Annotated in this window: 11 protein-coding genes; all 11 read left to right on the top strand. The window is 35.0% G+C overall.

The genetic code is table 11. The features are described from left to right. The first annotated feature begins 20 nt into the window (after positions 1 to 20). The 11 genes from H6622_17160 (at position 21) to H6622_17210 (ending at position 13800) form a co-directional block, all read left to right on the top strand. Positions 21 to 269: a hypothetical protein gene (locus H6622_17160; protein ID MCB9063257.1), complete on the top strand. Its 249-nt coding sequence runs from the start codon at positions 21 to 23 to the stop codon at positions 267 to 269. Next, entirely contained in the window at positions 266 to 1030 is a 765-nt protein-coding gene (locus tag H6622_17165; GenBank protein MCB9063258.1) for a conjugal transfer protein TraF, read from the top strand. Before H6622_17160 ends, H6622_17165 begins: the two co-directional genes overlap by 4 nt. Continuing rightward, positions 1023 to 2447, top strand: coding sequence for a conjugal transfer protein TraH (locus tag H6622_17170; protein MCB9063259.1), 1425 nt, complete (start codon positions 1023 to 1025; stop codon positions 2445 to 2447). The genes H6622_17165 and H6622_17170 overlap by 8 nt, the downstream gene beginning before the upstream one ends. After that, on the top strand, positions 2447 to 4930 hold the full coding sequence (locus H6622_17175; GenBank protein ID MCB9063260.1) for a conjugal transfer protein TraG N-terminal domain-containing protein: 2484 nt from the start codon (positions 2447 to 2449) through the stop codon (positions 4928 to 4930). Before H6622_17170 ends, H6622_17175 begins: the two co-directional genes overlap by 1 nt. Positions 4931 to 5684: 754 nt before the next feature. Beyond that, on the top strand, positions 5685 to 6116 hold the full coding sequence (locus H6622_17180; GenBank protein ID MCB9063261.1) for a hypothetical protein: 432 nt from the start codon (positions 5685 to 5687) through the stop codon (positions 6114 to 6116). 15 nt (positions 6117 to 6131) lie between these two features. Beyond that, positions 6132 to 6473, top strand: coding sequence for a hypothetical protein (locus tag H6622_17185; GenBank protein ID MCB9063262.1), 342 nt, complete (start codon positions 6132 to 6134; stop codon positions 6471 to 6473). A gap of 10 nt (positions 6474 to 6483) precedes the next feature. Next, positions 6484 to 9330: a relaxase domain-containing protein gene (locus tag H6622_17190; protein ID MCB9063263.1), complete on the top strand. Its 2847-nt coding sequence runs from the start codon at positions 6484 to 6486 to the stop codon at positions 9328 to 9330. A gap of 255 nt (positions 9331 to 9585) precedes the next feature. Next, positions 9586 to 10044 (top strand): DUF1778 domain-containing protein, encoded by a 459-nt coding sequence (locus tag H6622_17195; GenBank protein MCB9063264.1) that lies wholly within the window; start codon positions 9586 to 9588, stop codon positions 10042 to 10044. Further along, entirely contained in the window at positions 10044 to 11861 is a 1818-nt protein-coding gene (locus tag H6622_17200; protein MCB9063265.1) for a type IV secretion system DNA-binding domain-containing protein, read from the top strand. The genes H6622_17195 and H6622_17200 overlap by 1 nt, the downstream gene beginning before the upstream one ends. Positions 11862 to 12025: 164 nt before the next feature. Next, a complete protein-coding gene (locus H6622_17205; GenBank protein MCB9063266.1) occupies positions 12026 to 12982 on the top strand; it encodes an AAA family ATPase in 957 nt (318 codons plus the stop codon). After that, positions 12979 to 13800: a hypothetical protein gene (locus H6622_17210; GenBank protein ID MCB9063267.1), complete on the top strand. Its 822-nt coding sequence runs from the start codon at positions 12979 to 12981 to the stop codon at positions 13798 to 13800. Before H6622_17205 ends, H6622_17210 begins: the two co-directional genes overlap by 4 nt. Positions 13801 to 13820: the final 20 nt, after the last annotated feature.

Genomic DNA, 13820 nt, shown 5'->3' on the forward strand with positions numbered 1-13820 from the left:
ATACAAAAAAAGGAGATTTTATGAGCTTATTTGAAGATTTAAAACCGACTAAAGAGGTTAGAACCTATGAAATAACCACTTTTTCAGAAGATATGGACATTTTTATGGCCGTTCCTGAGTACCTAGAAAAGAAGAACAAGGGACAGGGTAAATTCACGCAAGAAGTCGTTTTTGAGCATCTTATCCAACAATTGAAAGAGGATAAGGACCTCATGAGCTTTGCTAAAAAGAGGAGAAAGAAAAGTTCAGCAAAAGAGGTTACAAAGTGAAATTAAGTTTTTCGATAATTCTATTAATGTTTTCCAATTATTCATTGGGAAATAGCGCGTTTTTTAAAGAACATGAACGCGGGTGGTTTTGGTATGAAGACCCAAAAGATAAAATTGTCGAAAAAAAGAAGGAATCAACAAAAACGATAACGATTCAAAAAAATGAGCTATCTCCCAGGGAACTCTTAAAAAAACAAGGTGAAAACTGGGAGAACTCACTTGCACAAGCAGTACTATCCCCTTCCAAGCAAAACGTACTCAATTACATAGGACAAACTGCAAAAATAAACGATCAGGCGCAAAGATTTTCAGAGGCCTTTAAAGAAGCTATATGGATTAATCCTCAATATGATTATTCTTTAGAGGGTCCATACAATACGCAAGCAATTTTGGCCCAAAACGAGCAACAAAACACTCTTAATGAAAAAGATATTAAAAATATTGCCGGTCACAACGGCCTTATTTTTCTTTTTGACCCTAATTGCCCTGTCTGTCATAGATTTGCACCACTTTTAAAACAATTTGAAGAACATTATCGCTTTGAAGTAATTGCTGTTTCATCAAATGGGAAAGGGATTTCTGATTACCCTACTCCACAAGAAAATATGGATTTTGGTAAGCGAGTTAATAACAAGATTTATCCTTCTTTATTTCTTGTAAACCCGGATTCGGGAAAGATTACACCTATTTCATATGGGTATGCTGACTGGTCTTCATTAATAAAAAAGACTCTAGCGGCCCACAGGAGAATTAATGAGTAAGACTATATTTTTATCCTTCATTCTTTTAGTAAGTACTTCTCATGCTGGAGTTGGGTCAAAGCTTAAAGATTGGTTTAACGAGCAAAATTACACAAATTCAACTTCTCCGGGTGTATATGAAGGACAAAGCGCTCGCTATCTCACAGCAGGAGGTTATACCAGTCGTTCGTCTGTAACCCGTGTATTTAATTTTGTTGATGTTCAAACTCCTAAATTCTCTGCTGGTTGTGGAGGAATCGATATTTATATGGGTGGTATTTCAGGGATAAATGCAGATGAATTTATTAAAAGCTTAAGAAGCATTGGGCAAAACGCTACTTCGTTGGCCTTTATGCTCGCTATACAGGTCGTATCACCACAGCTCTCTGGAGTAATGGAAGATATCAAAACATGGGCCGATAAAATTAACTCATTTAACATGGATTCTTGTGAAGCGGCCACAAAGCTCGTTGGTGGTGCCATGGACTACATGGGAGCAAAAGAAAGTAACTGTACCGTTAAGAGAATGCAAGAGTTTCAAGAAGATTGGAACACGGCCAATCATGCTTGTACCACAGGGGGAAAACTTCGAGATACTGAAAATCACGGAGACCCTAACAAAGTTGACTTTGTTAAAGGCAATATCGCTTGGCACGTACTCATGAAAGACCCTTACTTTAGAAATGATCTCGATTTTGCCGAATTAATTATGAACATAACAGGAACAGTAATTATTAATGACCAGGGAGGCTCCTCTGATGGGCCAAGTAATATTAGAGTTATTAACCCGGCCATGAGTAAAGATCATAGCACATCAAGATTTGAGAACATTTATGCATCTATGCTTAAAGGTGATAAGTTAAAAGAGCCTCTTTTTTTATTTAAGTGCATTAATAAAGACGCAAACGAAAAGAGCTGTACTAGAATTTCAAACTTTCTACAAAAAGTTCAAAGTTCTTGGAAAGGACTCAGTACAAGAATTTCAATCATTATCAATGGCATTATTGAAAAGATATACACGGATACATTGCTTACACCTGAAGAAAAAGGGTTAATTTCTTCAACAACAATTCCAGTGTATAGATATTTAACCGTTACATCGGCCTTTTTCCCAAGGCATAGCAATAATTCAAGAATAACAAATGATATTTCAAGAATTATTGCCGAAGATATTCTTCTTAAGTCTTTAAATGACATCATTTCTCAAGTTAAACAACAGATTTCCGCTGCCAATAATGGGCCATCACTTTCACGCAAATTTGCAGACTATCAAAAAAATGTAGAAGGTGTTCTCGATGGACTAGAACAATTAAAAAGAGCAAATTCAAAAAGTGCAGATATGTTCTTTGAAATGCAAAAAAGAATTCAACTTTATGAAAAAGCATTAATGGGCCGACTAGGAAGTGGACTGGTAACAAATGCTTTGTGGGGTAATTAATGACAACTTGGACAATACACACATATGGGACAGGTGATTATTTAAGATTTGTCTTTAACGGTGTCGCAGCGATAATGGGTGAAGATAATTATTTTGTTCTTTTAAAAACCTCTGCAATCGTTGGACTATTATCAATTCTTATTACATCGGCCTTCAAACAAGGAAGATCAAACTACACAAGTGTTCTAATGGTAATGGCCTTTTATATGGCCGTCGTCATCCCTAAAGTTAATATTGAAATTAAAGACGAAATTGTTCCTGGGAACTCAGCAATTGTTAGCAATATTCCCGTCGGACTTGGTGTCCCGGCCGCAGCTTTTAGCAAACTAGGATTTTGGCTTACTAAAGGATTTGAAACAGTCTTCTCCCTCCCCCATCAAATTAAATATTCTGGCAATGGTTTACTATTTGCTCAAAAACTTGTGGAGGAATCCACTCGGTTTGTTATAACTGATCCTAGATTATCATCAAATTTTTCTGAATTTTGGAAAGGATGTGTCTATTATGATCTTTTCTTAGGATTATATACCTGGACAGAGATTTTAAAGTCTGATGATCTTTCTAGTTTTATTTCTCAAAAAACATCTCAAACAAGAGGATTTACTTACGAAAACCATGATGGATCTAGATCAATTGTGACTTGTAGGGTTGCTTACAATGATCTTCTAATGAAAGACCTTGAAAATGAAATAAAAATGGCCCAGCGAATTCATGGGATGCGAATTGTTCCCAATAAAAAAACGGTCAATGATACAATTGCAGAGTTTTCAACATCTATGCCTATTGCCTATCAATATTTGACAGGTATTTCTAAATCCAATTCTCAAATCATGTCTCAAAATATACTTGCTAACAGCTTTAGACGTGGTTTCATGAACTTTGCAAGTAACGTAGACGCTTCTGCCGCAGCGGAAGACTTTGCCTTGGCAAAGGCCGAGGCCAGTAGAAAAACAACGTTCAATACACTTGGGAAAATAGCTAAAAAGCACCTTCCAGAGCTTCAGGGAATATTTGAGGCCTTCATTTACTCTATTTTCACCATTGTTGTTATGCTCGCAATGCTACCAGTTACAACAAAAGTTTTCTCCTATTATACATTCGCACTCATGTGGATTAATTTATGGCCTCCTCTTTATGCAATCATAAATTTTTGTATTAACTATTTTAGCCAAAAAGCATCAACTGCCGTTGTTGCTCAGTCCGGCCAGGCATTTTCAACGGGAATAAGCCTTATGACTTCTACCGGCCTAGGAAATGTTCTGTCCGACTATGCTGCTGTTGCTGGTTACTTCTCTCTAAGTATTCCAATGATATCCTTTATGATTCTTAATAAGTCTGGAGGAATGATGGCGTCAATGGCCAGTAGACTAATGGAAGGATACGACGGCCCCGTATCTAAGGCTGCTGAGGATTCTACATCAGGAAATATTCAACTAGGCCAAATGTCCTATGACAACCAAACTGCTTTTCAAGCTAATGAAGCCCCTTCCTATAACTCTGGGTATACTAAAAACACAGATCATGATGGTTTCAGTACAACCTCTACATCAAACGGTGAATATATCAATGCTCCTATGTCCTCTACTCCAGCAAACGTTTCTTGGAGCGAGATGACATCTAATACTCTATCCAAACAACAAAGTGAGGCTGAACAACTTGCAGCAACTTCTTCTAGTGATACTTTGAACTCTTTAGGTATTGCCCAAAATGAAATCAACTCAAAAATAAACTCATTAAATGAAAATAGATCAAATAGTAATTCATGGAGTGAAAATGATTCTAAATCACTATCTGAAATTACAAATGAATCCGAAAGAATTGTAAATGATGTATCAAAACGAATTGGACACACCTACAGTGATGTAGATAATTTAATGGGTGAAATTAGCGGAATGGCAAGTGTATCAGGAGGTTTAAAAGTACCTTTAACAAATACTGGTGCCGAACTTAGGGCCCAATTAAGCGCACGTTACAATAAAAGCTACAACTGGATATCTGATGAAAATCTAAACAAGGTTCACAACGCAATGACCAGCTCTGAATATATTTCTGCGATGAGAGACGAGGCCAATACTATCAATAACCTAATGGCAAAGTATGATAAGTCATTTTTAGAAAGCGAATCAAAGAATTTAAATAACACTGTTAACAATCTGGAAAGTGCATCTATGAGAAAAAGTGAAGCATTCTCTAAACTAAGTAATATTAGCAATATCACATCCAATATTAAATCATTTCAATCTGCAATAAGCATAAAAGGCGATGACGGTTTTATGAGTTGGTTATCAGACAAGGGCTTTTCCAACAATGATATAAAAACTCTTTATTCCAATGTAAACAAAGGAAACATTGGAGCAAAAAATGAGCATTCAATGATCAAGCAAGAATATATAAAATCATATACTGATAATTTTAATTCAAATGATTTTAAAATTTTAAAAATGATATTGAAAAGAACTATGAATCAAATAGAAACAACTTAAGCTCAAAAAGCAATTCACAAAGATATAATCGACAATACCGGATATAATGAATTAGTTGATCGAAAAAAATCTAAGCATGGATCTTTTTCCAAATTTTTAGAAACTAAAAACGCAATTACTAATGAACGCAATATTTTAAACAAAGAAATATCAGATAAATTTTAACAAGGATCGTTTATGAACTATTACACTATGATCGTTTATTCTTTTTACGTACATTTTTTTTATCACACCAAGCTATTCCTATTGGTTTGATATTTAAAATCTTGAAACCGCCACAAAGACTCTAGCTTTGAAATCATTGATAATGAGATAAAACTTTTTATGTGACATGCATGCATTAAACAAAAAAATTATTTTAAGAAAATTCAATACTCGAGAAATGTTATCATTAAGCGGACTTGCCCCCTCATGGTTCAACATGGAATGAAATGGATAATCCTCAAAAAAGGAGATGAGCTGCATGTAAATGAAAATGAACGAGCAAATTATTGTCAGCAAAGACCTACCCTTTAGAAATGTTCAAAAAAATAACAAGTACATGATTTGTAATGAATTAAAAAGATAACAATCTCCTCCATAGTTATGTCTTTCAAAAAGAAGCGACATCGATAAAAAAAAAAAAATGGTATGACATGAATTTTAATGAAGAAAAATTGCCCTCTGCTCTAATGTATTCAAAAAATCAAGACCAATCACCTGGGAAGAAGAAAAGGAAATTTGAGAGCGTAAAAAAAGAGCAAGAATTGATAAAATGCTTAAAAGTTTCGATGAAAGTGAAATCAGATTTCAAAAAAAGGTTGCTCAATTTAATGAAGAGTTTAAGGCGACGGTAGAGAGGATTTCGTCCAAATCTAAAAACTTCAACATTGAATTTAAAGAGAGCAAAGAAAAGTTTAAAGAAAAAAATATTGCAATTCTAGAAGATATTGAAAAAAGCTATAAGAAAAAGCATAAAATGAAAGAAATTGCAGATTCATTTGCTTACGTTTTTTCTTATGGTGTATTTGGTACAAAAAATAAATGTACCATCCCTTCTATATGCGACGAGAGTCTCTCTCGAACTGAACGATTTATGAACTTTTTCAAAGAAATGAACGCTGAAGATGAAAAAATTCAAAAGCAAAGAGATAAAGAGTTCACAGAAGATATAAAAAATCGAATTGAGAGAATTAAACAACTTTAGTATTGGGGCCATATCATGACAAAATTCTACACATCAGTCCTTCTTGTGATTTTTAGTTATAATCTATACTCGAGCGTAAAGACGATTGAAGTCGACAAGCTTAAATGTTTCAAACTAAGAAATGTCGAAAATGTCGAAATCAGACAATCAAAAAACTGGTATGGCTTTTCTTATCAAATTACCAAAAAAGATTGTAAAACAGATGGGTCAAATAAGCTCATATTCCAAATTAATTCTGGAAAAAATATTCAAGTCACAAATCTACCAAAATCAAAAGGTGGACAAACTCACGTAAGAATTACCTACAAAAGCAATTCAATTGTAAATGATCACATTATAACAGTGAGAGAAATCTAATATGATGACCATGAAGACTATATCTGGAGCGAAGGCCGGAGTTGACTATTATAAAAGTGCCTCTGGGGAGTACTACGACAAAGACTCCCAAATATCTGTCTGGCAGGGAAAAATCGCAAAAGATTTCGGGCTTGACGGTGAAATAATTAATTTTGATACCTTTGAAAACTTCTCAAAGGGCCTCTCACCTATCGGCGAGGCCCTTGTGAGAAGTGCTGGGTCTGAAAATCATCGAGTTGGATTTGACTTAACCTTTTCGGCCCCTAAAAGCGTGTCTGTCCTCTCTCTTCACGACCCTAAAATCCGTGAGCAAATGGCCCTATCTGTCGAGAAAACTCTTAATTGGGTGGAGAAAACATATCCACAAAGTAGGTACAAGCTTGATGGCAACACATGGTTTAAAAATACCTCTTCACTAATTGCTGCAAAATTTGAACACATGTCCAACAGAAATGGTGAACCTGACCTGCATATACATTCTGTCATCATGAACCTGACCAAAGACTCTGAGGGGCAATACAGGACTTTTAGAAACGAAAAAATCTATATTGATCAAAAAACTATTGGGCAAGTATTTAGAAATTACCTGGCCAAAGATCTCCAAAAAATTGGCTACAGCGTCGAAGTAACCAGCAGGAAGGAGGGATTTTTTGAAATTAAGGGAGTTTCAAGAGAAATTATCGACGACCTTTCGAGTCGTAGTAAAGAAACAGAAATCGCAAAAGAAGAGCTGATAAAAAAGTATCCAAACGCATCAAAGGCCAAGATTGATGAAATGGCCGGACTAAATTCACGATTAAATAAAGTTAATTTTTCAATCGATCAGATTAAAGAATTCTCCGAGAAGGTTCTCAGTAAGCACAAAACCAATCTGGAAATGCTTTGCGAAAATGCCAGAAATTTTAAAGAAAAACCTGAATATAAACAATCAGCAAAAGAAGTCATAAAAACAGCTATAAAGGCCGTTGAAATCAACCAAAGTGCTTGGCGAGAAGAAGATGTGATAAAGGCGGCCTCTAAATTGTCACTAACTGAATATGATCTGGATGATCTTAAAGAAGGCCTTAAAGACGCCAGAAAATCAAAGAATATGAACTTAGTTGGTGAGAAATTCACCGCTAAAGGAAATTTTAAATATTATTCCTCCCCTGAAATGATCAAAGCGGAAAAAGAAATCAAAGAGATTATTCATTCAGGTAAAAATAGATCCGAAATTTTTATGAGCAATATAAACATAGAAAATGAACTCCATAAAATTGAAAAAGATGGAATTTATTTTGAAAAGGGTCAAAAAGAGTCCTTCAAATTCATTCTAAAAGAGAAAGATCAGTTTATTGGTGTCCAGGGTGACGCAGGAACTGGAAAGACTTTTATGGTGAATTACGTGCGCTCAGTAATGGAGCAGAAAGGGGTTAATGTTATCGGCCTGGCCCCAACAGGAAAGGCCGCGGATGGCCTAAAAACTGACGCCAATATAAAGGACTCGCGAACAATTGACTCTTTTCTACTTAAAAATAAAGAAGATTTAAGAAATGGAAATCTGCCCAAAAAGGAGCTTTGGGTTGTGGATGAAGCCGGAATGATTAGCTCAAAAAAAATGAATAACCTTTTAAAAATTGCTCAAAAAAGAGATGCAAAAGTTGTTCTAATTGGCGACATAAAGCAATTTGAAAGTATCGAACAGGGAAAAATATTTTCTGACCTACAGAAATCTGGTGTTTTTAAATTCTCTGAAATGAAAGATGTAATCCGACAAAAAACAGAAATTACAAGATGTGTCGTTAGCAATTTTAATAACTATTTTGATCATGGAAAAAAACCGGTTTTTCTTCAAAATGCATTCAATGCCCTCAAAAATGAAAATCTGATTGCCCAAAGTAGCAATTGGGAAAATCACATCGAAGAAATAAAAAACGAATATATTACGACGATTAAAGAAAACAAAAGTGCCGCAATATTAGTGGCCACAAACAAAGAAAGAATTGAGTTAAATGAATCAATTCGATCAGATTTGAAAGATTTTGGAAAAATAGAAAAAAAAGATGTGAGTTTTTCAATCCACTCCTCTCTAGGACTTTCCGGCGTGGCCTCTCAACATGCTGACGAGTACAAGGTCGGACAAGTAGTTTTTACTGAACAAAATGTCGGTGGAATTAGAAAAGGAATTCAAGGGAAAATTGTTTCCGTTAGCCCATTAAACAACTCTATCAACATTAAATACTTTGAACCAAATGAGAAGAAATTTCTAAATTCATCTATTGATCTTGGCCAAAAAGACACACTAAAAGCTTTAAAAGTTTTTAACGTTGAGGACAGAAATTTTTCAGTTGGCGATAAAATCATTCTCTTAAAGAATGATTCAAAGATTGGAATTCAAAATGGCCAAACGGGTCAAATTACAAATCTCAAAGATAATGGAGACTGCCAAGTAAACATAAATAACAAAATTGTCTCATTCAATTTGGCACTAAATGGAAACACTCCCTACAATTATATTGATCATGCATACGCCCTCACCGACTACAAATCTCAGGGTGATACTTTCGATAAACTCATTTGGAGTGTTAGCTCCGACAGAACCAATTTTAATGCTGGATATGTCGCTACAACAAGAACCAAAGAATCTATAAAAATATTTACGGATGACGCTGAAAAGCTAGAAAAAAGCGTTGCGAACTTGAGCAATAAAGTTTCCACACTTGAATTTGAGAATAAAAAAAATAATCGAGTTTTTGACGCTTTCTATGCTCATTTTGAGCCAAATAAGAACGCTGAACAGTTAGATATGAGTTCATCAAAAAATGATGAACTCAGGCCTTTGCGAGACCACTCAGGGCCTGAAATGGATATGCTTTAGCGAGGAGGATAGTTCGATGGCATTCGCCGTGCTCTGTTTTAAAAATGTCCACACCCCACCCCCTCGTGGTGGGGCTGCTTTTCTAGAAAATCGTATGGCATATTGCCGTACAAATATCTTGAAAGCTAATAATAGTAGTCCTTTGAGAGATTATAGAACGTATATACGCAAAAACGCCCACCGTATAGAAAAACGCTATACAAAACCCATATAAACCCAATGATTTCAAAGAGTCCGACAGCACAGGAGATTTACATGAAAAAGACGCAGATAAACATTAAGTTAACAGACGAAGAAAAAGAAATTTTAGAAGAAAACGCTAAAAAAAATAATCAATCTCTAACACAATTTATAATCGATTCGGGTTTAAAGAATGGAAAAGAGGTAGAACTTTTAGAGCATATTTCAAAAAATTTTGAAACACAAAATGAAATTTTAAATTTAATTTCTGAACTAAAAACTCAACAGGAAGAGCAAAGAAAACTTTCATTAGAGATTCAAAATGATCAAAAAAAGCTGCTAGAAATGAGCGACTTTTTTCCTAAATATGTTTTTTCTAACAATTTTATTCTAAGCAAAATGTTTCGATTTTTGATTGAAAAATATGATCCAAATTCCGAGGGATACAGAAAATACATTCCCAAAGACGAGCACAAAAAGTATGTGGATGAAACATACAGCCTAATGCACAAAGAAGATCAAGGACTACAGTAATGAGCAACTCAAACGCAAAGGCCTTCAAGGCATTTGAAACATTTTGGACTGATTTAAGAATGAAGATCAAAATGATAAGTTATCTTGCAGTTGTAATTGGTGTACTGCAAATTATGGCTAACCTGATTCATTTTATTGGAATGGACGATCATATTGAAAATGCTAAGTCCATCTATCTAAAATGCCATATCGCAAAAATTATCGATACTATCCCCTACTTAAACGAAGAAAAGCACTTTGAAATTGGAGATTACTCCTTAACAGCAGGACAATTTTCTCATGCCTATAGAAAACTTTACGGCCACTACAATCTGGAGGTTTTGAAATTTTTCGTGAAGTCTTTTCTAATTTGGCTCATATTGCCATTTATCCTTTTTGTATTCAAAAGAAAATCTGCTAAGCAGATGGCCGACGTTCATCTTGGAGGAACCGAAGTCATCAGTGAGAAAAAGTTTTCCAAAAAAATTAAGAAATCAAAGCAAAATATTTCTCTAAACAAGCTAATAAGCATTCCATTTGAATGCGAAAACCGACACTTTTTTGTCATTGGAAAGCAAGGAGCTGGTAAGTCTCAGGTTTTCTCAAGAGCGATTGATAAAATAATTGAGCGAAAAGAAAAATCTATCATTTATGACTTTAAGGGTGATTATATTGCAAAGTTTTATAATCCAGAAACAGATTTGATATTTAATCCACTTGATGAAAGATCATTAGGCTGGTGTCTGTTTAATGAAATTAAAACCAAAGTTGATATTGAAAATATATCATACTCTTATATACCTCCAAGCAACGCTAAAGATCCATTTTGGGATGATGGTGCTAGAGATATTTTCTATTCTGTTCTTTATTATTGTTGGAAAAACGACAGAAAAACAAACAAAGATGTATTTGAAATATCAAAACTTCCACCTTTAAAGATGGTGAAGTTATTTTCATCAACTGAAGGTTGTGAGCGTGGAATCCCTCCCCTGCTTGAACCAAAGGTAGCTGCATCAATTAGGTCAGTTTTCTTCCAAAAAGTGAAATCATTAGAATATGCACAAGAAGAACATGGAAATTTTTCAATTAAAAAGTGGATAGAAGACGAAACTTTTAGGGGAAGAATATTCATTGTGGGGCAGTCAGAAACGAAAGATATTATAGCTCCCCTATTCACTCTTTTCCTTGATATCGCGGCCAAGAAGTTCTTTATGTTGCCAGAGAATTTACAAAGAAGATTGTTCTTTTTTATCGATGAATTTGGAACTTTAAAGAGAATGAACAATATTCCCGATCTTTTAAAGCTATCTAGATCTTATGGTGGATCAGTATGGCTTGGAATCCAAGATACGGGACAAATTAAAGATATCTATGGATACGAGACAACTAAAACGATTATAGGAAACTGTGCAAACTCTATTATTCTTGGAGTTGAAGAACCAGATGACGCTGAATATCTTTCAAAAAAGATTTCAGATAAAAAGATACAGACCATGAAGGAGAATCTCTCTTTTGGTGTTGAGGACTACAAGGACGGCCACTCGCTAGGAGTTAATGATAAAACAGAACGAGCAGTATTGGCCTCTGAAATACTTCGTCTCTCTGACCTTAGCTTTTACCTAAAGCTTTCAACAATTGCTGAATATACGCTCACAAAGGTTAACTTTAGAAAGTTTGAAGAAAGACAGACTTCTTTCATTCAAAGGAATGTTTTTGTGACTAGCGAAGAAGACAGAAATGACGAGTCTGATAGTGATGAATACCCAGATATGAGCAAAGAGATCGAGAAAGTGATTGCTCAGAAAGATGAAGCCGAATTTGAGAGAGATTTTCGATGAACTGTCATATGCGAAACAACTCTATAATGGATTACCTGTCATTTCCCAAAATTCTTGCAAAAAATTTTATCAAACCGACTTGTGAACACCGACTAAGGCTTGACATGAACATCTTTAATCGGTTTAATTGTTTATATAGTAACTATCATCATAGGGTTAAAGGAATGATCACTGCAACACAACTAAGAAATGCCAAGGGATTAAAGTCTAACGAGAGCATACTACAGTTTTTAAGTTCTCTAGATAATCCTGACAATTTGTCGCACAACAGGGGTCGTCAAAAAATTCTTGAACCTGAATTTTTTCAACAATATCTGAGATCAAGTAGAAAGAATCCAATCGGAGATGTGCGCAATAAGGTACTTTCTGTTGCGAACAATAAGGGTGGCGTCGGAAAAACCAGCGTCACGGCCTTAATTGCATATAAAACTGCAAATATGGGCTTTAAAACTGTTGTTATAGATAGCGACCCTCAGGCAAACCTGACGAATTACATATTGGGGGAAGGTTTTGAGTCTCAATACACTTTATACGACATTCTAAAAGGTGAATGCACAATTAAGGAAGCACTGGTAAAGGTAAATGACTACTTATACATACTCCCCTCTGGCCTAGATAATGAATTTATTCATGAAGCGGTTTCAGCTGTTGCTTTGCCAAGGGCCATCAAGTCACAGGTCATTGATAAAACTGAAGCTGACTTATTTTTAATTGACACAAATCCAAGTCTTTCAGATATGAATCTTGCGATTCATTCAATAGCGGACATTGTACTTACAATAATAAACAATGATTCCAGTTCAGTTAAAGGGCTTAAGCATGTCTTATCTAAACTCGATCTTCTTGGTTATACCGGCAATGTAAAAGCTATTTTCAACAAAATTGACGGAAGAGAAAAGCTAGATCAAGCAATCAGTCGAATTTCACCTCTTTTTGAAAATCATATTTTTAGTGTAAGTGAAAAGTTTATTAGAGTTGATAGAGAGATCAAAAACGCCCAATATAATAAAAATGGAGCAGAATCTCATATAAATATAGATGCTAAATGCCAGACTGATTCGCTTGCTGTCGCACTTGAAATACTATCAGATCTATCTTCGGACGAAAGGGTTGTACAATGAGCACAAACGCACAAGCTGCAATTGCAGGACTAAGCAATCAAGGGAAAAACAGACATCCAAAAATACATGAAGAAAACAATCCACTGTTTAGACAAAATAAGCAGCTAAAAGAAGAAAATGATGAGCTATATAAGGAAATTGAAAAACTTAGACAAGGCCTCAGTGGGAATAATGATATCTCAAAAATTCAAAACGCTCTAAATATAGAAAAAGAAAGAAGCTTGGAGCTTGAGAAAGTTCTTGCTGACACAGAAGCTAAGCTTGAAAAATCAATGAAGGAGATCAATAAACTTCACAAGGACCTTTCTGACAATTTAAATGCGTCGGATATTAGTAATGCACTCAATATTGAAAAGCAAAGATGTGCGGATCTTGAAACAAAACTTAAAAGGGCCGAAAGAACAATTGATTCCTTAAGAGCTAATCAAAGCCAAGAGTCTGGGAACAAGCTAAACGAAATTGAACTAGAAAATAAAAAGCTCACTAAAGAACTCAATCGTACATTAAAAATTGTAGAAGAACTAAAAACTAAAAACAAAGAACTTAAAAATAAGAAGTTTGAAAAAATACATAATGTAGATACACGTAATCTCACTGCAAATGCCTCAAAATTGTACGATGGCCTTATGGTTGAAATAGGAACTACAAATGAATGGAGGCAAATATCAGCAACTCATATTAAGAAAACTTACCGAGTCCATAGCAGTTTTATGACGAATGCAATGATTGAACTGAAAGAAAATGGCCTGATTGATTTCAGAAAAGGATATGAAGCCGGAACCAATAGAGAGATCATGGAGTGGTGTTTAACTGAATAACCTCCCCTCCCCTACTCAAT

This window comes from Halobacteriovoraceae bacterium (genome assembly GCA_020635115.1).
Lineage (GTDB): Bacteria > Bdellovibrionota > Bacteriovoracia > Bacteriovoracales > Bacteriovoracaceae > JACKAK01.

What these genes read in the sequence shown, in the direction of transcription:
- H6622_17200 (MCB9063265.1), top strand. Translation starts at nt 10,044, where the DNA reads ATGAGCAACTCAAACGCAAAGGCCTTCAAGGCATTTGAAACATTTTGG.
- H6622_17180 (MCB9063261.1), top strand. Translation starts at nt 5,685, where the DNA reads ATGCTTAAAAGTTTCGATGAAAGTGAAATCAGATTTCAAAAAAAGGTT.
- H6622_17175 (MCB9063260.1), top strand. Translation starts at nt 2,447, where the DNA reads ATGACAACTTGGACAATACACACATATGGGACAGGTGATTATTTAAGA.
- H6622_17205 (MCB9063266.1), top strand. Translation starts at nt 12,026, where the DNA reads ATGATCACTGCAACACAACTAAGAAATGCCAAGGGATTAAAGTCTAAC.
- H6622_17170 (MCB9063259.1), top strand. Translation starts at nt 1,023, where the DNA reads ATGAGTAAGACTATATTTTTATCCTTCATTCTTTTAGTAAGTACTTCT.
- H6622_17185 (MCB9063262.1), top strand. Translation starts at nt 6,132, where the DNA reads ATGACAAAATTCTACACATCAGTCCTTCTTGTGATTTTTAGTTATAAT.
- H6622_17190 (MCB9063263.1), top strand. Translation starts at nt 6,484, where the DNA reads ATGAAGACTATATCTGGAGCGAAGGCCGGAGTTGACTATTATAAAAGT.
- H6622_17210 (MCB9063267.1), top strand. Translation starts at nt 12,979, where the DNA reads ATGAGCACAAACGCACAAGCTGCAATTGCAGGACTAAGCAATCAAGGG.
- H6622_17195 (MCB9063264.1), top strand. Translation starts at nt 9,586, where the DNA reads ATGAAAAAGACGCAGATAAACATTAAGTTAACAGACGAAGAAAAAGAA.
- H6622_17160 (MCB9063257.1), top strand. Translation starts at nt 21, where the DNA reads ATGAGCTTATTTGAAGATTTAAAACCGACTAAAGAGGTTAGAACCTAT.